20 protein-coding genes are annotated in these 21,464 nt (G+C 37.4%); 3 read left to right on the top strand and 17 right to left on the bottom strand.

Annotated features, from left to right (window positions below):
* Positions 1 to 20: 20 nt before the first annotated feature.
* The 9 genes from JZO71_RS01370 to lepA form a co-directional block, all read right to left on the bottom strand.
* On the bottom strand, positions 21 to 188 hold the full coding sequence (locus JZO71_RS01370; protein WP_002298811.1) for a hypothetical protein: 168 nt from the start codon (positions 186 to 188) through the stop codon (positions 21 to 23).
* Complete coding sequence (locus JZO71_RS01365; protein ID WP_206897811.1) at positions 181 to 855, bottom strand: zeta toxin family protein; 675 nt, start codon at positions 853 to 855, stop codon at positions 181 to 183. The genes JZO71_RS01370 and JZO71_RS01365 overlap by 8 nt, the downstream gene beginning before the upstream one ends.
* Positions 856 to 940: 85 nt before the next feature.
* Positions 941 to 2,284, bottom strand: a complete 1,344-nt coding sequence (locus JZO71_RS01360) for an FtsK/SpoIIIE domain-containing protein (RefSeq protein WP_206897810.1) — start codon at positions 2,282 to 2,284, stop codon at positions 941 to 943.
* Between the two features lie 69 nt (positions 2,285 to 2,353).
* The gene (locus JZO71_RS01355; protein ID WP_086269305.1) at positions 2,354 to 2,689 is read right to left on the bottom strand and encodes a type II toxin-antitoxin system RelB/DinJ family antitoxin; all 336 of its coding nucleotides are present in this window, start codon (positions 2,687 to 2,689) and stop codon (positions 2,354 to 2,356) included.
* A gap of 9 nt (positions 2,690 to 2,698) precedes the next feature.
* Complete coding sequence (locus tag JZO71_RS01350) at positions 2,699 to 3,049, bottom strand: YdcP family protein (protein WP_086269166.1); 351 nt, start codon at positions 3,047 to 3,049, stop codon at positions 2,699 to 2,701.
* Between the two features lie 12 nt (positions 3,050 to 3,061).
* On the bottom strand, positions 3,062 to 3,376 hold the full coding sequence (locus JZO71_RS01345) for a YdcP family protein (protein WP_086269165.1): 315 nt from the start codon (positions 3,374 to 3,376) through the stop codon (positions 3,062 to 3,064).
* A gap of 112 nt (positions 3,377 to 3,488) precedes the next feature.
* Positions 3,489 to 6,716 carry a fibrinogen-binding MSCRAMM adhesin Fss3 gene (gene fss3, locus JZO71_RS01340; protein WP_206897809.1) on the bottom strand — a complete coding sequence of 1,076 codons (3,228 nt, stop codon included), beginning with the start codon at positions 6,714 to 6,716 and terminating at the stop codon, positions 3,489 to 3,491.
* A gap of 91 nt (positions 6,717 to 6,807) precedes the next feature.
* Entirely contained in the window at positions 6,808 to 7,734 is a 927-nt protein-coding gene (locus tag JZO71_RS01335) for a helix-turn-helix domain-containing protein (protein ID WP_206897808.1), read from the bottom strand.
* Between the two features lie 196 nt (positions 7,735 to 7,930).
* Positions 7,931 to 9,766 (bottom strand): translation elongation factor 4, encoded by a 1,836-nt coding sequence (gene lepA, locus JZO71_RS01330; RefSeq protein ID WP_206897807.1) that lies wholly within the window; start codon positions 9,764 to 9,766, stop codon positions 7,931 to 7,933.
* Positions 9,767 to 9,913: 147 nt separating this feature from the next.
* On the opposite strand from lepA, the gene JZO71_RS01325 reads away from it, so the two are divergent.
* Genes JZO71_RS01325 through JZO71_RS01315 form a run of 3 tightly spaced genes read left to right on the top strand, consistent with a single transcriptional unit; the run spans position 9,914 to position 12,320 of the window.
* The gene (locus tag JZO71_RS01325; RefSeq protein ID WP_206897806.1) at positions 9,914 to 11,134 is read left to right on the top strand and encodes a GNAT family N-acetyltransferase; all 1,221 of its coding nucleotides are present in this window, start codon (positions 9,914 to 9,916) and stop codon (positions 11,132 to 11,134) included.
* 26 nt (positions 11,135 to 11,160) lie between these two features.
* Complete coding sequence (locus JZO71_RS01320) at positions 11,161 to 11,652, top strand: nucleoside 2-deoxyribosyltransferase (RefSeq protein ID WP_206897805.1); 492 nt, start codon at positions 11,161 to 11,163, stop codon at positions 11,650 to 11,652.
* Positions 11,649 to 12,320, top strand: coding sequence for a DUF2238 domain-containing protein (locus JZO71_RS01315; protein ID WP_242590338.1), 672 nt, complete (start codon positions 11,649 to 11,651; stop codon positions 12,318 to 12,320). The genes JZO71_RS01320 and JZO71_RS01315 overlap by 4 nt, the downstream gene beginning before the upstream one ends.
* A 73-nt stretch (positions 12,321 to 12,393) precedes the next feature.
* Here the strand turns inward: JZO71_RS01315 and clpB are convergent, their stop codons facing one another.
* From clpB to JZO71_RS01275, 8 genes are all read right to left on the bottom strand, one after another.
* Positions 12,394 to 15,000: an ATP-dependent chaperone ClpB gene (gene clpB, locus JZO71_RS01310; RefSeq protein ID WP_206897804.1), complete on the bottom strand. Its 2,607-nt coding sequence runs from the start codon at positions 14,998 to 15,000 to the stop codon at positions 12,394 to 12,396.
* A 172-nt stretch (positions 15,001 to 15,172) separates the two neighbouring features.
* The gene (locus tag JZO71_RS01305; RefSeq protein WP_206897803.1) at positions 15,173 to 16,231 is read right to left on the bottom strand and encodes a lysylphosphatidylglycerol synthase transmembrane domain-containing protein; all 1,059 of its coding nucleotides are present in this window, start codon (positions 16,229 to 16,231) and stop codon (positions 15,173 to 15,175) included.
* A 10-nt stretch (positions 16,232 to 16,241) separates the two neighbouring features.
* Entirely contained in the window at positions 16,242 to 16,514 is a 273-nt protein-coding gene (locus JZO71_RS01300) for a DUF1294 domain-containing protein (RefSeq protein WP_206897802.1), read from the bottom strand.
* 61 nt (positions 16,515 to 16,575) lie between these two features.
* Entirely contained in the window at positions 16,576 to 17,475 is a 900-nt protein-coding gene (locus JZO71_RS01295; protein WP_206897801.1) for a diacylglycerol/lipid kinase family protein, read from the bottom strand.
* A 200-nt stretch (positions 17,476 to 17,675) separates the two neighbouring features.
* Positions 17,676 to 18,908 (bottom strand): peptidase T, encoded by a 1,233-nt coding sequence (pepT, locus tag JZO71_RS01290; RefSeq protein ID WP_206897800.1) that lies wholly within the window; start codon positions 18,906 to 18,908, stop codon positions 17,676 to 17,678.
* Positions 18,909 to 18,923: 15 nt separating this feature from the next.
* On the bottom strand, positions 18,924 to 20,045 hold the full coding sequence (locus JZO71_RS01285) for a Nif3-like dinuclear metal center hexameric protein (protein ID WP_206897799.1): 1,122 nt from the start codon (positions 20,043 to 20,045) through the stop codon (positions 18,924 to 18,926).
* A complete protein-coding gene (locus tag JZO71_RS01280) occupies positions 20,042 to 20,743 on the bottom strand; it encodes a tRNA (adenine(22)-N(1))-methyltransferase (protein ID WP_206897798.1) in 702 nt (233 codons plus the stop codon). Before JZO71_RS01280 ends, JZO71_RS01285 begins: the two co-directional genes overlap by 4 nt.
* Before the next feature lie 297 nt (positions 20,744 to 21,040).
* Positions 21,041 to 21,460, bottom strand: coding sequence for a hypothetical protein (locus JZO71_RS01275; protein ID WP_206897797.1), 420 nt, complete (start codon positions 21,458 to 21,460; stop codon positions 21,041 to 21,043).
* Between the last annotated feature and the right edge of the window lie 4 nt (positions 21,461 to 21,464).

Genomic DNA, 21,464 nt, shown 5'->3' with positions numbered 1-21,464 from the left:
AAAATATTTCAATTTCAAATTTATTTTTCTTTATCCAAACCAATCAATTCTCGTTGTTTTCGATTGGATTCATCTGCTACAAATTTAAAGACTGTCTTCAGCTCTTTCGCAGAGGCATTCTTTTGTAGTGTAGAAAAGTTACGGTTATACTTCTCCATAATTTCTTCAACTTTTTCTTTCTCAGTCATGTAGTTCTTCCTCCAATCTTTCTTTCGTATAACTGATTGGTAATGCTAGTTCAACATTATCAATGTCCATTAGAAAATCAGAAATCGTATTTTGAAAGTCCTTCACTAAGATATTGATGGTTACTTTCTCTTGAAATTGCTTTTTCACCTGCATCAAATTTTTTCTCGATTGAAAAAAAGCATTGATAAAACGTTCTTTAGGAACAAAACGGCCTTCAACTTCTTCTCGTTTTTTAGTAAAGTCCCAAGCAATAAATGGATCTTGATATACATAATAAACAAGCACATTATAATTCTTTTTGAGTGCCCGTTCAATATTTTGATTTACCTTAGAAGTCGCAAACGTGCCATCAAGAATAAAACTATAACCCTTTTTAAGAACTAAATCGAGAGCAGCATCTACCAAAAGTGCTGATCCTCGTTGAAATTCATCTGAATTATTCCCAGCATAGCCCGGAAATAGTTCACGAAATTTATCAGCATCGATTACACAAAGATTACCATTCAATGCCGTCAAAGTTTGTGCAGCCTCAGTCTTTCCAGCACCAGGACTTCCAGCCATAAAAATGGCAGTCTTTTCTTCCTCTTTTTCTTTCCCATCAGTAATAGAAGAAATTAATACTTTTTTGTTCTCTTTAGCATACTGTAAAGAATAATTCTCTGTCATTTTTATTGCACCTCCTGACGCTTTTATCCTTAGTTTATCATACTTTTAGCCTGATACCCTAGAAGACTAGATTTCTCTGTAGCTGTCATTTTTCTTTTGATTGCGCTACTTGTTTGATGGATTCCAAGAAATCATATCCTTTTGGTACAAGTGGCGTATAAAACTCACTAATTACACTTCCTCCTGTATCCACATAACCTCGACCTTTGATGCGTTTCATAAAGAAATTTTTATCGACCTCGCCAAACATCATGGAATACCCGAGCTCACTCATGCGACCCAAAGCCACGCGAAAGTTAAATTGATCGCGAATCCCATCTCCTAAATATTTTGCATCCGGTCTTTGACAAGCCAGAATCAGAAAGAAGCCAGACTGACGACCTAGCATCACAATTTGCTTGAGCTTATTCAAAATTACCGCACTCTCCTTAGTCGTTAACATTTCCATATAAGCCACGTATTCATCAAAGATTAAAAAGGTTGGCGGAAGTCCAAGATAGGCATAATTCTCTCCTGTTTTGTAGTCGGGCATTTCTTTCATTTCCTTACTACGAGCCATCATGCGTTCATAGAAATCTTCCACACAAGTAGAGATTTCCTCTTTTTGGGAGTATACGTGAGGCATTACTGTACCTAAATCGGCTAGGTCGGCATTTTTGGGATCGAGGATAAACAATTCTGCATCTGACTTCAATAGTGCTTCGATAATGGTGAGTAAGAAATAGGTCTTCCCTCCACCTGTACCGCCAGCAATTAACATATGAGGTAAGGAATCATACGCCCATACTTGATTTTTCATCAATCGCAACGCCCCATTTTCTGCCACTACTTCTTCAATTCCAATTCGATTGGCAATCATATCGTATAACAAGGTGTATTCCACATAAGAGTCTTTGAGTTCTTTTTCTACTAACTCACAATACAACCCACTTTCTAACTTCTTTTCCAATTTCAAGAGTTGATCTTGATATTTTCCCAGTGAAATTTGAACGCGAATAGACAGTAAGCCATCCTTCATTCGATAATAAATTTTGGGGAAGTAACTGATAGTCTCTCTGGTTCGACTACTATTCAAATCTTTGAAAAAGCCTTCACTTTGAGTTTGCTTTACTTCATACCAATGGTTTTCTAGAATCATTCGGGCTAGCTTTTGTCGATGCCATAAACTTCGCCAATAATCAGGAAAAAAATGAATATAAAGTAACATCATGCTTCCTGAAAGAGCGAGACTTCCTAGTAAGCAGATTAAATCTTTCATGGACAAAACAATTTCAATAGTGGAAAGTGATAGCTTAAAAATCTCAAATTGTCTAAACTCATGAAAATAAAAGACGCTCATCCAACCGATGAATAAAGCGATTAGCCAGCCAAGAACAAAGTGATAAACCAAGTGCCGATCTCCTGCGCGTATGCGATGCCCTTTGTACATTTTGATGGTTTCCACCTCCAATGGAAAATTGCCCAATAGGATTTTATTGGGCAATTTCAAAAAGTTATGCTAGTCATTTACTGACACGGGAAGTTGTTTCGTTTCAACCAATTGTGTTAAAAAACTTTCAATGGCATCCGGCATCTCTACACCGATTTCTTCCAAGACAGATTCTGCCTGGCGACATAAATTTTCATTTACTTCGACAACCATAAAGAAGGACTCTTCCTCATCCAACCATTTGAGTACGTCAAAATCTTCTTCATTGGTTTCAAAAAAATCCTGATTCATAATAAGAAATACTTTTTCGTCTATCGTCAAATCCTCGTTGACTTGCTCTTTGGTTAGTTCTCCTTTGCCATAACGATCGAGACAATCTAAAATATGTTCCACATTGATTTCCATATTCTTCACCTATTTCTTTCCTTGATTCGGTTGCCGTTTCAAGACTAAATCATCTGCCTTAATGAACCAATTAACGGTGGTTCCTTCTCGAAAAACATAATTGGCAACGGTATCCACGATTGGATTGACCAGCTCTACCTCTGCATCATAAGCAAACTCGCGTAGGGGCACATTTGCCGGAATACTAACTTGAATCATTCGACCTTGCGCGGAGGATTTCAAATTATAGGTTCGTTCTTTTACCTCGTTACTAACTGTTCCATCCTCGTTTTGTTTCCGTACTTCTCGACGTAATGCAGAAAAGCGCAACTTCCCAAACGTTAATCCTGAATCTACGACAATACCTTCTGTTAATCTCATCTTCTTTTCCTCCTATGCTTTCACTAAATCATCGACATACAACACGTAATCAGTAAACCCACGATTCTCAATCTCATAGCCTTTGGCAACCAAGTGAGGATTCACGACTTTTAACGGTTGGTCTTGGTCAAAATCCTTTTCGCCAGCTTCCGCAGCTACCACCACTTCAATATCATCAGCCCGTTGTTTACTGGAATATAAATGATAACTGCGACCAATCACTGTGGTATTCCGACCATATCCTTCTGTTAAAATTTCACCTTCACCGGCATAACTTATCTTTCCAAATGTTTCGGCCATATCTGGCACAACAAATTTCAATTCCATATTTTTTTCCTCTTTTCATTGTTAGTTTTGGATACAAAAATAGCGCGACCACTTTTTTAGGAGGCGGTCGCGCACGTTGAGTTTTCCTATTTACTTGTTTCATCGCATCACCTTAGTTCCGGCGATTCCAGAAATAATAGCCAGCCGTCGCAAAGATCAAGGTAAAGCCAATGAACAGTAATACATTGGAACTTTTCTCCCCAGTTTGTGGGAATGTCTTCACTATAGGACTAGATTCTTGAGAGTCGCTTGGAACAGTTGGTGTTTCTGGTTGTTCTGGCGTACTTGGTGTGGTTGGCACTTCTTTTGGTGTTAAGGTTTGAGATTTTTCTTTCAAATCTTCATTGTGTTTTCCATTGATATTTCCATCTTTATCATAGTTAATTTCTTTAAAGGTAAAACTTGTACCTTCTGGATATTTACTTGTATCCACTTTTTCCGCAAGCACGGTTTTGGTCAATTCTTTGTCGTTCACTTCGTAATCAATCTTGCCAGATTTCCAAATTTCTTTGTTCGTGCCATCTGGTAATAAGGCGTACAGAATTGTTTCGAAAGCTTCTTTTGAGCCATCCAGTATATCATGAGTAATGGATACATCATCAAACATATCCACCACATCACCATGAGTAAAAGTTTGCGAACCGTCTTCTAGGTGGGCTTTTGTTTGGATGGAAACATGGCGTTCCACCGTACAATTGACAGTTTGGGCTTGATTGTTCAAACTAGCATCCTTCGCTACTGGCTCATCGCCCGCTTTAAAGGCTTCCTTGTTTTCATACACATAGTTGAACAAGACGATGGTTTTATCCAAAACTTGTTCGGCGGTTAATTTATGCAGAATTTCCCATGTTCCTATTTTCTCTTTGTTCGCCAACGTTGCGCTTGTTTCGGCAATTACGACTGGTTTGGCTTTTTCATCTTTTTCTTGGGCAGCTTTTGTGGCTTCTACATCAATGGCTTGCGCTACCACATACCAGTCTTCTCTGATTTCATGTAGATTGTAACTCAGTTTATCGACTAGTTCGGTAGAATTAAGAGTGGTCAATTCTTTGTCTCCGTCTTTCCAGGTCGCGAGGGAAGTTAGACTATCTTCTTCCTCAGGCAAATCATAAAGCATCAAACGGTTCAAACTAACAGAAAATTCTTCGTTCGTCAGTTTCTCGTAAGGAACGGTCACCGTTTTAATTGGTTGTGTTTGTCCTTTTTCAGTAATGGTAAAGACATATTCACTCTTGGTGTAATCCTCTTTATTTTCTTTAAAAGTGGAATGGATTTCTAGAGGCGTAATCTTTTGAAATCCTTCTGGGGCTTCTACTTCTTCAAGTAAATAATCCCCATAAGGAAGATTTTCAAACTTGCCATAGCCATCAAAACCTAGTTGCTCGTTATAAGCTGTAGTCGCTTCATCTTCAGTGCCTGTGATTTCATTGGTTCCTTCCAATGGCGATACTTTAAAAGTCAGATCATTGAAGCCAGTTTCGGCAGTTCCCGCAACTGATCCAGCGAATTTGAAGAAATCAAAGCCAAAGCGAATGACTTGTTCCTTTGCCGTAACATCTCGGATAATTACGTCATTTTTTTCATTATCATCCACCTTTTTGATGGATACAGGATACTTCGTTTCATCCAAAGTATATCCTTCAGGTGCTTTGGTTTCTTGCCAGTAATACTCGTTGATAGCTAAGTGTTTAACGGCAGCTTGATTCTTTTCATCTAAAGTCAAAGTCACCGTTTCATCAGAAGCTTTCGTTCCTTTCACTAATTCTGGCTTAAAAGCCTCACCCCATTTAACCGCTTGACCATCTTTTGCAGTAAAGAGAGTATATTCAGCTCCTTTAAACTTAGCTTTTCCTTGAGTTTCATTACCGGTATCTTTGTCTTCTTTCGTCAAAGTGGTTTCACCAGTGATTTCTTGGTTTTGCCCTTTTACGTTAGTGGTAACAAGAGCCACCGTTTGATTAGCATACTTCAATTCAACTTTTACGGGTTTGAAAGTATTCACGAAACCATTAGATGCTTTGGTTTCGGTCACATAATAGGTTCCCAATTCCAACGCGTTAGCAATCTCTTTTGGTGTTTCCGCATGACCTTTTTCATCCGTGGTCATTTCTTGAACAATTTCACCAGTGGGATTGTCCTTGCGAATAGCAAACGTGTTTCCAGCTAAAGAGTAATTGTCGTTCCAAAGATCACTTCCTGTTTCACTCCCGGTTTTATCCAGAATGATTTGACCTTTTTCTCGCGTATTTTTTGAAGTCACTGAAATGGTCTCGCCCGCTTTAATCGTAGCGGTCATGGGTGTAGTATCAATCGTATAAGGCGCCGGCACTGATTTTTCAGTAATGGTTACCTTTGTACCATGAGGAATTCCATCCAATGTCGCAATGCCTTCTTTATCGGTAGTCACGTCTTTTGCAGGCAAAGTTTTTCCAAAGTCTAAATGGAAAACCGTTCCTGGTACAACACTACCTGATTCTTTATCGACTTTTTTGATTTTTAAAGACCCCTCAGTTTCCACATCAATTTTGACCGTGTAAGTGTTCGGTTTATCAATCGCCCCAGCCATCAGGGTTTGTTGACCAGCCATCTTATAAGCAACCGGTGTTCCAGTTCCAACAGATTTCTTAAGTGTCAACACACCGCTTTCTTTTGAATTGGCATTCGGTGTGATGACCAATTGATTGTCATTAACACGATAATCAATATTTGCGGTATTTTCCACAACCTCATCGAATTCTGACAAATTCAAATTATTTGTATCCGTTACAGTAGTTGATTGACCTAACACTGTTTTAGCCGTGCTATTATGGAAGCTTGGTTTCTTCTGATAGTTCGCGATTGCTTTGTTAATTTTTGCCTCAATAGCTGCAATATTTACGGCACTACCATCCGAACGTTTGATTGAGTGAAGGGTGTAGCCGTTAACTTCTTGCCAGATCATCTTCTGTGCCACAATATGAGTATCTACATCTGTGCCGGCTTTTTTCCATAAAACGGAAACTAATTTGGCTTTCTCCGGCATATCAGGCAATGGATTTTTCTCATACCCAGGAGTGAACTCATTATAAATTGGAACTCCTGGTTCAATACAGAAAATATCTTGTTTCACGCCATTGTAGATAGCATAATGTGGAACAGTGACCTCTGACATTTGGTGTCCATCACTGAAAGTTCCTTCGACAGCATACTGATGTGCTAAATCAAGTTCCACGGTTACCGTTTGTGGATGAGTAATTTCATCGGCCAGAGCAATCGTAGGACCAATTGATCCGCCAATTGTTTGACTTAATAGAGCTAAAGTCGCAAATAATCGCCAATTTTTAAATCTCGGCTTTTTCATATAAATAATCTCCTTTCCCATTTGGGTAATAAAAAAGAGACACCCATCTCTGAATGTCTCAAATGTTTAAAACTATTCTTTTCAAAAATTGTCAGATACCATATATCAAAAACTCCAAAGAGACTTTTCCTATATAGGCATACTGAATAATACGATCCGTATTTGGGATATCTTTTCCATTCTCATATCTATCCATCGACCATTTTGTAATCAGTGGTGAAAAAAACTTTCCAAAGTCTTCTCTTTCTAAACGATAATCCCTTCGAATCTTCCTGAATCTTAGTCCCATTCGGAAAGGATCCAACTTTTCAAATTGGTTAATCGTATTTCCCCTTTTCAACATCTTGCAAAAAGTCTCCCCATACAAAATATAAGGGACAGTCACTTTCCCAAGATAGGCAACATTCATTAATCTTTCAATATCAGGAATGTTCGCACCTTTTTCCCATCTATTCACAACATTCTTACCTGCTGGTCGGGTAAAGTTCTTACCAAATTTTTCCAGTGTTTCACCTCGATTTTTCCGAATCTCTTGGATTCGTTTTCCCATCGCTGTTTTATCGACGATGGGTAATTTAAACGAACCGTCATCTTGTTTTATATCCATCAAAATTTCTTTACCATCGTTAGACAATAACTGAGTGATTTTCACAATTGCATTTTTTGACAATGGTCGACTTTGATTTAAAAATTTATTTAGAAGAGATATTTCGATTCCTAACTTCTTAGATAAATCCTCACGAGAAAAATTATTTGTAGTTTGATATTTTTCTAAATCAATCAAGACTTGTTGTTTTCTTTGAGTCATATCTTTAATAAACGATTCAGCACCGAGAACATCACTCAAAATTCTATCGTTCTTTTTAGATATACTGCGTAATCCATTTTCATATTTTACGATTGTAGCTTGTGATATATTTGATAACCTTGCCAATTTTTCTTGAGTTAATTGTTTAGATAACCTAGCTTCTTTTAAATTATTTCCCATTTTGATTAACTCATCTTTATTTGTTTGCATGAAAAAAGCACCTCCTTATGAGATGCTTTCATCATACGCTGACAAGTAAAAATCCTCAAGGAAATTATTCCTTTTTTGTCCTTTTTTATTAAGCCGTGACAACCGTATGACAGTTTAAACTTTTTTAAACGGGTAAATCACGAATTTTATACCACTCAAAAAGATTGATTTATCAGGGTTTTCAGTTGATAAAAAGCTATTTCGCGTTATCCTGGTCGTCCATTTTCAGGACAGCCATGAAGGCTTCTTGAGGGACTTCGACACTACCGATTTGTTTCATGCGTTTCTTACCTTCTTTTTGTTTTTCAAGAAGCTTGCGCTTACGTGAAACATCTCCACCATAACATTTAGCCAAAACGTTTTTACGCAACGCTTTGATGTCCGAACGAGCCACAATTTTTTGGCCAATCGCAGCTTGGATTGGAACTTCGAATTGCTGTCTTGGAATCAGTTTCTTCAGTTTTTCAACGATCGCTTTTCCACGTTCGTAAGCAAAGTCTCGGTGGACAATAAATCCAAGTGCGTCAACCTTCTCACCATTCAACAAGATATCCATCTTCACTAACTTGCTCTTTTGATAACCTGACATTTCGTAATCAAGTGACGCGTAACCTTTTGTACTTGATTTTAATTTATCAAAGAAATCAAAAACAATTTCAGACAATGGAATGTTATAGACAACATTCACACGATAATCATCAAGATAATCCATTGTAATAAACTCGCCACGTTTACGCTGAGACAATTCCATAACTGCACCAACAAATTCGTTTGGAACCATGATTTGTGCCTTTACAAAAGGTTCTTCAACATCCTGGATTGTGACAGGTTCTGGAAAGTCAGCTGGATTGTCTACTACGATTGTTGATCCATCTGTTTTATTCACATGATAGATTACTGAGGGAGCTGTTGTAATCAATTCTAAATTAAATTCGCGTTCCAAACGTTCTTGCACCACATCCATGTGTAGCAATCCTAAGAACCCACAGCGAAAACCAAATCCAAGTGCTTGTGACGTTTCTGGTTCGAATTGTAACGCAGCATCATTTAATTGTAATTTTTCCAAAGCCTCCCGTAAATCATTATAACGAGAAGTTTCAATCGGATACAAACCGCAATAAACCATTGGATTCATTTTACGATACCCAGGGAGAGCTTCTTCAGCTGGATTGTCAGCAAGCGTAACGGTATCACCAACTCGTGTATCTTGCACAGTTTTGATGCTGGCAGTAATATAGCCTACATCACCTACCATCAAATAATCTCTGGCAACTGCTTTTGGTGAAAATACGCCGACTTCTGTGACATCAAAAGTTTTTCCGTTACTCATCATTTGAATCTTATCCCCTGGTTTTACAACCCCATCCGTGATCCGAACATTTAAAACGACACCACGATAACTGTCGTAAACAGAGTCAAAAATCAATGCTTTCAGTGGCGCATCTAAGTCACCAGTTGGTGCAGGAACATACTCTACAATTTGTTCAAGAATATCTTCAATCCCAATTCCAGCCTTCGCACTGGCAAGTACAGCTTCGCTAGCATCGATACCGATCACATCTTCGATTTCTTTACGCACGCGTTCTGGATCTGCCGCAGGTAAATCAATTTTATTAATGACTGGTAAAATTTCTAAATCGTTATCTAAAGCCAAATAAACATTGGCTAATGTTTGTGCTTCGATTCCTTGTGCTGCATCTACGACTAAAACTGCCCCTTCGCAAGCAGCCAAGCTACGTGAAACTTCATAAGTAAAATCGACGTGTCCTGGTGTATCGATTAAATGGAAAATATATGTTTCTCCATTTTTGGCTGTATAGTTTAATTCAACTGCATTTAGCTTTATCGTGATACCACGTTCACGTTCGAGATCCATTGAGTCTAACAGCTGATCTTGCATTTCACGAGACGTCACAGTGTGCGTCATTTCTAAAATACGATCGGCCAACGTTGATTTTCCATGGTCGATGTGAGCAATAATCGAGAAATTACGAATTTGCTCTTGGCGTTGCTTCATTTTATTTATATCCATAGCGTCTCCTCTTTTCATTTAATCAGCACTTTCCATTATACCAACGAAATACAGGAATTTAAAGCCTTTTTCATTAGTGACCGTTTAGAAGTTTTTTTTTCTAACTTTTGTTATACTTAAAACAATCAAATAAATGGAGATGAAAGAATGGATCAAAAAGATTTCAGAGAAAATCTTGAGTTAAAACCAGTTACAGAAGAAAACGTAGACCAATTTAACGAACTATTGTCCTACGTTTTTCAAGTGACGGAATCTGATATTGAGGAAAGTGGGTTTGAAAGTAAGCGAGAATTTATCAAATCAAAACGCCCTATCTTAGAACTATCAGAAGTATTTGGTTGGTTTTATGACAACCAATTAATTTCACAAATCGCTATCTATCCATGTGAAGTCAACATTCATGGTACGCCTTACTTAATGGGTGGCGTCACAGGAGTCGGTACGTATCCCGAGTATGCGAACCATGGGTTAATGCAAGACTTGATTGTCGTTGCTTTAGATAATATGAGAAAAAAGAAGCAATGGATTTCTTATCTTTACCCTTATAATATTCCGTACTATCGTCGTAAAGGTTGGGAAATCATGTCCGATAAACTTTCCTTTAAAATACGTGATACCCAGTTACCTAAACAAGTACCCGTTAACGGAATGGTTGAACGCTTACCAGTTGATCACGAAGATGTTTATGCCGTCTATGAAAAATTTGCACGTCAAAATCATGGCGCACTTTTTCGCAGTGGTTTTCATTGGGAAGAATATTGGCGCTTTGAAAATGAAGAAGAACGAACTGCTGCTGTTTACTATGGTGCCAATCAAGAACCACTTGGTGTCTTATTTTACTGGGTAGCAGAAGAAGTATTTCATGTAAAAGAAATGTTTTATTTGAATCAAGAAGCTCGTAATGGCTTATGGAATTTTATTTCTGCACATTTTTCCATGATTTATTGGGTTAAAGGTGATATTTATAAGAACGAGCCACTGGCTTTTTTACTTGAAGATAGTCAAATTACGGAACAAATCGAACCTTATTTTATGGCAAGAATCGTTGATGCCAAAGAATTCTTACAAAAATTTCCTTTTGCTAGCACAGCCAAACCTTTCCATCTTGTTTTGACAGACCCGATTGCGCCTTGGAACAACGGTATCTTTGGCTTGATTTGGGATGAGGAAGATCAAGTACAGGTTCTTGATGAACCAATTGGTGAAGCTGTTTACTTGGATATCCAAACGTTGACTTGTTTGATGATGAATTACCGCCGAGCTGCGTACCTTTCTCGGATCGAACGAATCACAACTGACAAAGAAACTTTACGATCACTTGAGCGAATCATTCCAGATACGGAAGCTTACTTTAGTGATTATTTCTAAAATATAAAATAAAGGATGAATACACAATGAACATTTATTTTGCTGGACCTATGTTCGCTAAAAGCGATCTCTTATACAACGCAAATCTTGTTGCGCAAATTCGCAAGATTTCACCAAAAATTGCTGTTTATTTACCACAAGAAAATGAAGCAATCAATGACAAAATGGCTTATGCTGATAGTCAAATGATTGCATTGGCAGATACCGAAAAAGTCTTGGAAAGCCAATTAATGGTTGCTTTACTCGATGGATTAACGATTGATGCTGGAGTGGCATCTGAAATTGGTGTAGCTTATGCAAAGGGAATCCCTGTGATTGGTTTATACACAGATACTCGTCAACAAGGTGGCACACACCCTAAAAAAATTGTTGCTTTGCAAGAAGTTGCAGAAAACCAATTTCATTATTTGAACCTTTATACTGTTGGCTTGATCAAATTGAATGGTGAAGTGGTCGCTTCAGAAACCGAATTATTGGAAAAAATTGAAAAGTACTTAACTGAGGAGGTGCCTCAATGATTATTAATGAGTTAAAAAAGGTACAAATTGCCCTACTAGCGTTTGGGGTGTTTGTTGTTGGTTACAATATTTTTGAATTTGTTACGCAAAAGTATTCTACTACGCAAGGAATCACATTCATTGTCGAATCTTTAGCTGGTATCGTCTTGATTTTCCTACCACAAATCATTTTCAAACTAGTTAAAATAAAAATTCCTGCTGCGATTGTTTTGTTTTATTGGTTTTTCCTTTTCATTTCTGTCTTTTTAGGAACAGGATTACATTTGATCAGCATCATTCCTTTCTGGGACAAAATCCTTCACGCTGTTAGCCCAATGGTTCTGACCGCGTTAGGTTATGGTTTGATTGGTTATTTAATGAAAGACGCGCCGATTGAAAAAACTAGTCCTTGGTTATTTCTCTTATTTGGCTTTGCTTTTGCTGGAACCTGTGGTGTTTTTTGGGAATTTTGGGAGTTTCTTTGTGATCAATTCTTAGGAATGAATTTACAAAGATTTGCTGCTTCTAACGGAACGTTATTTATCGGTCGAGCTGCTTTGATGGACACAATGGGCGATTTATTTACGAATACAATGGGCGCCCTATTCATGGGAATCTTCGCTTGGGCAAATAGTCGAAAAAATTTGGCTTACTTCAAAAGTTATCGTTTAGAAAAAGTAAAGAAATAAATCTCGTTTATTTACACTAATACCATAACAAAAACACTTCAATCATTTCGATTGAAGTGTTTTTTTTCATCAATTATTCTTCTGGCAATTCTTCTGTTGAAAAGTGAAGTTTTCCAGCAAGAAAGTCAATCGTTACTTTTGATTTTGGTAAAACATGACCTGCAACGATTTCTTTTGCTAAAGGTGTTTCTACTTCTTTTGTAATAAAACGTTTCAATGGACGTGCACCATAAGCTGGTTCATATGCCGTTTCTGCAATCCACGTTCTTGCTGCTTCGCTGATGTCTAATTGAATCTCTTGATGTTCTAAACGACGAGCTAATTGAGCAACCATCTTGTTGACGATTCCTTTAACATTTTCCAAGCTCAACGGTGTAAATAGAATCGTATCGTCAATTCTGTTCAAGAATTCTGGTTTAAAGTTTCCACGCAAAATGGTGCGTACTTGTTCTTCCACTGCTTCTGGAATCGTGCCTTCCGCTGTCACACCTTCTAATAATAATTGTGACCCAATGTTACTTGTCATAATTAACACAGTATTTTTAAAGTCGACCACTCGCCCTTTGGAATCTGTTAAGCGCCCATCATCTAGCACTTGTAATAAAATATTAAAGACATCTGGATGTGCTTTTTCGATTTCATCAAGTAAAACAATCGTATAGGGATTTCGACGAACGGCTTCAGTTAATTGACCGCCTTCTTCATAGCCAACATAACCTGGAGGCGCTCCGACTAATCGTGACACAGAATGTTTCTCCATGTATTCACTCATATCGATTCGAACCATATGATCTTCGGAGTCAAACAAGTTTTCTGCCAATGCTTTAGCCAATTCGGTCTTACCTACCCCAGTTGGTCCTAAGAATAAGAATGAACCAAGTGGGCGATTTGGATCTTGCAATCCAGCACGTGAACGAATGACTGCATCACTTACGGCATCCACTGCTTCATCTTGACCAATAACACGCTTATGCAATGTTTCATTTAGCTTGATTAGTTTTTCACGTTCACCTTCAACCAATTTGGTTACTGGAATTCCTGTCAATCGACCAACAACTTGTGCGATTTCATTTTCAGTCACGGATTCTTGAACCATTTTGATGTCATCATTTTTAGCTTTGGCCTCTAGTTCTTTTAATTCTTTTTCTAATTGAGGAATCGTTCCATGACGTAAGACAGCTGCACGTTCTAAATCATAATTATTTTCTGCGTCTTCTAATTCATGTTTGGCTTTATCGATTTCCGCACGCTTTGTTGAAACAGTATTTACTTCTTCTTTTTCTGTTTCCCATTGCATCTTCATCGCATTTGCTTCTTCACGTAAGTCCGCAAGTTCTTCTTGCAGATTTTTCAAACGTTTTTTACTTGCATCATCTGATTCTTTTTTCAAAGCTGCCTCTTCGATCTCTAATTGCATTAATCGACGGGTCACTTGATCAAGTTCCGTAGGCATTGAATTCATTTCAACACGAATCGTAGCACTTGCCTCATCAATTAAGTCAATTGCTTTATCGGGTAAAAAGCGATCTGTTATATAACGATCAGATAAAGTAGCAGCTGCAACCAAAGCATTATCATGGATATTGACCCCATGGTGAATTTCAAATCGTTCTTTCAAACCACGTAAAATACTAATCGTATCTTCAACCGTTGGTTCCTTCACCAATACTTTTTGGAAACGGCGTTCCAAAGCTTTATCTTTTTCCATGTATTGCCGATATTCATCTAAAGTTGTGGCGCCGATCAAATGTAATTCGCCGCGAGCAAGCATTGGTTTTAGTAAGTTTCCAGCATCCATACTGCCTTCTGTTTTACCAGCCCCAACGATGTTATGGATTTCATCAATAAATAGGATGATTCTGCCTTCACTTTTTGTTACTTCTTTCAAGACAGCTTTCAATCGTTCTTCAAATTCACCGCGGAATTTTGCTCCAGCAATCAATGCACCCATATCTAATGAAAAAATGGTTTTATCTTTCAAGTTTTCTGGAACATCTTTACGAACGATTCGCTGAGCTAAGCCTTCGACGATTGCTGTTTTACCAACCCCAGGCTCCCCAATCAAAACGGGATTATTCTTTGTTTTTCGTGAAAGAATTCGAACCACATCTCGAATTTCTTCATCACGTCCGATGATTGGATCCATTTTGCCACTACGGACTTGTTGTACTAAGTCAACACCGTACTTTTCTAATGCTTTGTATTGTTCTTCTTGATTTTTTGAGGTCACTTTTTCCCCTCCTCGCATATCTTCAATATTTTTTCGAAGTTCTTTTTCTGTGATTCCTTGTTTCACTAAATAAGTTGTTAAAGGATAATGTTTTAATTTCATCAATGCTAGGATAACGATTTCTGTTGATAGAAATTCATCTCCAAAGCTTTCTTTTAATTGGTCTGCTTCATTTAACAAGCTAAATAAATTTTGGCTTAAATTTTGCCCATACTGAATATTCCCGCCTGAAACACTTGGATATTCATCTAATAAGCGGTCAACTTCGCGTTCAAATTGATCAACATCAACTCCCGCATCCGTATAGAAATTCCGACCAAAATGACTTGGTTGTAAAAAAATCTTCCAAAGATGTGCAATGTCAATTTCTTGATGTTTTCGTGTCACAGCAACTTGCTGTGCCTCTGCAATCGCTTCTTGAAGCGTAGTTGTCATTTTTTCAATATTCATATAAACTACCTCCTATATTGAAAGTTCAAGGATGATTGTGTCTTACCTATCAATCCTACAACAAACATTATACTCTTTTGGTCAATATTGGTCAAAAAATAAACTCTGACTTTTCAAAAAAAAATCTAAAAGTAAAAGAACAATTGAAATACGTTCTCCACCTTTAGATTTTTTATATTTCTTCTCGGCTAGACTCACTAACTTTTTTCTGTCTAACTTCATTAATTTCTTGTTTGATAACCGCTCGACGTTCAATGAGAACATAGAACATGCCATAAATAAATGGTAATACAAATGAACTAAAGCGATACAATAATAATGAAGATACCGCATCAACTGTTCCAACAAGTGGACGGAATAATAACAAATACACAAATTCAAATGAACCAATCCCACCCGGAGTTGGCAAGACTCCTGCTAAGACTACAGAGAAACTAACAAAAGAAAAAGTTAGTAAAAAGTCCACTGATGGGTGATTCTCCACTAGAGTCAAATAAGGGATAATGTACCAGAAGAGTAACTTGACTAAATTCCAAAAGTAAATCCAGCCCAATGCTGTTCGATCTTTTACGATTGTTTGCACTGTTTCGCGTAACGAATAAATCTGGATATTCCAATTATCAACTAGTGCTCGGGTCTTGTTTCGTTTACACAGTCGATTAGCTATTTTTACAAACAATACTTGAACATTGATGCTTATTGATAAAACTAACAAGACACTCACAATAACAATTGTTAAAATGATCCCTGCTAAAATAAAAGGGATCATTTTTGGTGCTTTCGTATAAAACAATGAAAATTGGATCAATAAACCAATTACTGCGTAGGTGATTACCGCCATCTTGTACATAATCATGTGTAAAGCTGTTACCCCTACGCCTTGCGAAAACCTCATCCCTTTTTTGTTATAAAAGTAGACTTCAGAAATCAACGTTCCTGTACCAAAAGAAACAATTCGATAAAATGCCACGTAGCAGGAAGTCCAAAAACCATCCTTCGTTGAAAACTCTGGAGCAAAAGGTCTCGCAATTTCTTTAATGGAACGACCTTCCGCTATCTGGTAAATTGTTCCCAGAAAAAGAACACCAAGTAATACAACAAAACTTGTTGATAATAATTCTGCTAAAATATCTGCTAATGAATGTTGAATCAAATAGTAGATGATACCAAGAATCAATAAGAATAATAGCAAGTTTAAAAATAATTTCGTTTTTGTTCGTTTATTCGACATCCGTTACTCCTTAATGGAAAAAATAAATCAAAATTACATCAACAATCACGCCTGCAGTAAAACCAATCGTGAATTTTTTCTTTAATGTCTTATGGTGAAAAACTTTACGAGCAACCAATCCACCTAATCCACCACCAAGCAGACTAACAAAAATCAAATTACTCTCAGGAACGCGCCATGCACCAACTCTTGCTTGGTGTTTATCATAGCCCATCAGACAAAACAAATACAAATTAACAATAATCAAATAGAACCATAAAGGGTTGTGTATCAAAGCTTCCATCTTTTCTCCTTTTCAAATCGTACTTTTTAAGATTACCCTAAACTACTATTGAATGTAAAGACTATTTATTGATTGGTACATAAACAGTCAACCCTTTTGGTACCACTGTCATCCTAATTGGTAAATCATCTGTCGTGTCTCCGTCTGTTCGCGTACCCACTTTCTTTTCACTGGCAAGCTGTAATTCACTGGTTGTGTAATAATCAATTCCCGGAACAGTATAGAATTTTCCTCGAATAATCCGTGGTAAGTAAAAGATGTAAGAAAAGAAATTTAATTTGGGAATGATCGTCACGTGAAATTTTCCATCATCAGGGCTTGCTAAATCATCAAAATTTGTATATCCACCTACTGAGTTCGTCATAGTAACCGTTAGTAGTTGCGCCTTTTGTTCCCATTTTTTATCATCTGTTTGGATTGTTAAACGATAACGACGTTTTTGCACGACCAGTTTAATGAATCGTTTAGCAAATGCCCATGGCCCAAATTTTTGCTTTTCTTCTTGGCTCACACGCATTGCTGTATCAGCTAATAACCCAACTGTTAACGTTGAAATAATAATAACTGAATCGTTGACTGTTCCATAATCTATAGCTCTCGTGTGTGCTGCTAAAATGACATCAGCAGCTGCTTCTTTCTCTAAAGGAATTTCTAGTACGCGAGCAAGATTGTTCACCGTTCCTCCTGGTAATAAACCAATATGATAATTTCCGATTGTCTTTTGAAAAGCTTTGACAATATGATGAATCGTTCCGTCGCCACCAATGATAATCAACGTATCTGCATCAAATGATTCAGCTTTTTCAATCAATGTTTCATCATGAATTTCAGGTCCAGTTTGAGTTAACCGGACAGCTAAATCAGGCTGCTTGTTCTGCGCATATTGTTGAAACCATTTAGCCAACGCCTCTCCTTCATCTTTTCCTGAACTTTTGTTATAAAAAACTAGTAAATTTTTCATGTTTCTCGCCACCTTCTACCTTATTTTACTTTTTTTTACCAAAAATGAAAAAAATTGAGATTATTGATTTAATTTTTATTAACAAACTTGAATAAGACAGCTTTAACAGCACACAAAAAAAGTTGGGACAAATGATTCACTCACTTGCCTCAACTTTTAAAATTTTTTTGATGACTTCAGTTGACATCAAAAATTACTTGTTACTTTTTTGTGTTCAACTCAGCAATTTTTACGATGACATCGGTTGCTTTTTCCATCACTTGTAACGAAACAAATTCAAAACGTCCGTGCATATTTTCGCCACCAGCAAAAATATTTGGTGTTGGGATACCCATATAAGAAATTTTTGAACCATCTGTTCCACCACGAACTGGTTCAATCACAGGTTCAATGGCTAAATCCAGCATTGCTTGTTTAGCTAGTTCAACAATACTCATATCTTTTTCGATGATTTCTTTCATATTGTAGTATTGATCAAACATATCAACCTTGATTCGTTCTTGATCAAATGCTTGATTCATTTTTTCTTGGATGTTTGAAATCAAAGCTTTGCGTGCTTCAAATTTTTCACGATTGTGATCGCGGATAATATAGCTCATTGTAGCTTCTTCTGGGTTACCTGTTAATGCCATTAGGTGGAAGAAACCTTCATAACCTTCTGTTTTTTCAGGAACTTCATCTGCAGGAAGCTGGTTATGAAAATCAATAGCTAATTGTAAAGCATTAATCATTGTATCTTTCGCTGTTCCAGGGTGAACGTTTTTTCCAAGAATCGTTAAGTTCGCTTGAGCTGCACTAAATGTTTCATATTGCAATTCGCCCAATGGACCTCCATCAATCGTATAAGCAAAATCCACATTAAATTGGTCAACATCAAACTTATCTGCGCCGACACCAATTTCTTCGTCAGGACCAAAAGCTACTTTGATTTCGCCATGTGGAATTGTTGGATTTTTAAGCAAGATTTCCATTGCTGTCATGATTTCAGCAATCCCTGCTTTATCATCTGCACCAAGCAATGTACTGCCGTCAGTTGTAATCAATGTTTGTCCTTCATAGTTTTTCAAGTTGGGAAAATCTTTGGTATTCAACGTGTATTGTCCTGCTTCGTCCAAAACAATTGTTGACTCACCATCATAATTTTCAATGATTTGTGGATTAACACCAACTGCATTGAAATCTGCCGTATCCATGTGGGAAATAAAGCCGATTGAACGAACAGGATAATCTACATTGCTGGGTAAAGTTCCCATTACGAAGCCATTTTCCTCATTGTAAAAAACATCAGATAAGCCTAGTTCTTCTAATTCTTTTTTTAGTTCTTGTGCAAAAGCAATTTGCGTAGCTGTTGAAGGTGTTGTTGTACTTGTTGCATCTGAGCGTGTTTCAGTTTTCACATATTTTAAAAAACGTGGTAAAAGATTTTCGTACATATTATCTGCTCCTTTTTAATGAAACTGGAATGGATTTGTATTTGTTTCAGAAACAAAAAAATCAAGATCCCATTGTTCTTCTTGTTTCCAAGATTCAAATTTTTCAACAAATTTTTCTTTACATAATGACTCAATATAATGGCCAGGATCAATTGCGATCAGACCTGCACTTTGCATGTCTTGTGCTGTATGATAATAGAGATCACCTGTAATGTAAACATCTGCGCCTTGCTTCAATGCAGATGGATAAAATTTTTCACCGCTTCCACCACAAATCGCAATTCGTTGAACTTTTGGCTCAGTTAATTGAGGTGGCAAAACGATACGTAAGTCATCAACTTGAAGTGACGTTTTGACTTTTTCAATGAATGTTGTTAGGTCTAATGTTTTTGGCAACGTTCCGACACGCCCTAATCCAAAACTTTCTGTTGGTGCATCAACAGAAAACAAGTCATAAGCGATTTCTTCATATGGATGATGTGCTCTCATGGCTTGAAGAACTGTTTGCTCAATTGTTTCTGGAAAAATCACTTCCACTTTTGCTTCTTGAACTTTTTCTGCTTTGCCAGATGTCCCAATCGTTGGACGTGCTTGTTCTGAAGGTGTAAAACGACCTTGCCCAACTGAGGTAAAGCTTGCGTTTGAATAGTTGCCTAATTGACCTGCACCAGCCTGTCCAAGCGCTTCACGCATAGTTGTTGCATTCTCGACAGGTAAATAAACCGCTAATTTTTTATACCTTACTTCATGTGTCTTTACTAAATAGCTTTCGACTTGAATACCTAGTCGCTCACAAAACCAGTCATTTAACCCGTCCCAAATAATATCCATATTTGTATGTGCAGCGTAAACGGCAATCTCATGTTTCAATAAGTCTGCATACATTTTTTCTTGCGGATCATCAGTAGTCAATTGCTTGATTGGACGAAAAATCGGTGGATGCTTGGCAATCAGTAAATCGATTTTTTTAGCAATTGCTTCTTCGACTACTTCTGGACGAACATCTAACGTCATCATGACTCTTTGAATTGGTTTATTCAATGTACCAATTTGTAGGCCGACTGGATCGCCTTCTTCTGCGAGCCATTGAGGACAATACTGTTCAAAGCGATTAATGAACGTTTGTGCATGAATCATTTCAACACCTCCTGAATCTGTTTGATTTCAGCTTCAAATGTTTGTTGGCGTTCGCTGATTTCGGCACCTTTATTTGCTTGAATCATTTGCTGAACGATGGCTTCACGTTGCGCAAGTTCTCTTTGCCATTTTGCTTTAAAAATAGCATTCTTTGTTTTTCGTAAAAGAGGTCCAAACATCAGATCTTCTGGAGAATAAGTTACTGGACTAGTCGCTTTTTCCGCCACGATAATCTCGTAGATCTTTTTATTTTCTTCTAAAATAACTTCTTCAATAATCTGATATTGGTTTTCTTCCAACCAGACTCGAAGCGTACGCTCACCAATATTGGGTTGAAGAATCAAACGCTCTTTTTGAGTTAGACGTGTTTTCCCTGCTTCTAAAATATCACGAATCAATGCGCCACCCATACCAGCAATCGTGATGGCGGTAATTTCATCTGAAGGTTCAATTGCTGCCAGACCATTCGCCAAACGAACAATAATGCGCCCTTCTAAGCCATCTTTTCTAACTTGTTTTTGCGCAGACTCAAATGGACCTTTCACCACTTCACCAGCAACTGCAAACTCAATTTTTCCTTTTAGCATCAAAGCAACCGGCAAATAGGCGTGATCTGAGCCAATATCTGCTAAACGAGCTTTTGCAGGAACAAATTCTCCAACAGCAGCTAAGCGTCGCGATAAATCTAAATGGTTCATAACCTCACTCCTTTTCCAATCATTATAGCATTTCCTCCATAAAATAAGGAGAGGGATATGATAGAAAATCCTTTTTCTCGATAGCCCTCTTTCAAATTTTTTATTCTTTTCACTTGAACATCACATTATGATTTCGTTCATAAGTCAGTTGAACTATTTCATTCCTTTACCCTATTATTTCTGACAAAATACAAGTAAAGGATTCGAGTCCCCACTCTTACTGTACCAACCTAAAAACCGATTTTTCAACTTCGCCACTCTTGCGAAATTAAAAAACCGGTTGCTTCACTCACTCAATTATTGGATAGCCAAAACTTGAATAATTGAATTCCCTGGAATTTGCGGTGGTAACGACATTGTCATCACAGGTGTTTTAGCCAAGGTTAACTCGACTTCTGTCCCTTCAGACAAAGCATCCACACTAGGTTTGATTTTATCTGCTGGCGCATTCAAGATGACACCGTCATTCGCAAATGAAGTCCCAATATTCTCAGGATCAATTTTTGCCTTGACGTCAACTAATTTTACACGAATGATTTGATCCTCTTCGTCGCTTTCAATCACTTCTTCGACTGTCCCAGTAAAAACACTTTGATCATGTGCTGATGAAGTAGAAGTCGTTTCAGTTGTTTGTCCATTATTAGTAGACTGATTGCCACAAGCAGTTAATAATAAAAAGGTTGTCGCTAAGGTCAAGCAAGATACTATTCGCTTCATAAAC

This window comes from Candidatus Enterococcus courvalinii, from assembly GCF_017315945.1.
GTDB lineage: Bacteria > Bacillota > Bacilli > Lactobacillales > Enterococcaceae > Enterococcus_B > Enterococcus_B courvalinii.
The sequence above is the reverse complement of the archived record's forward strand: the minus strand, read 5'-3'. Positions and strand labels throughout refer to the sequence as shown.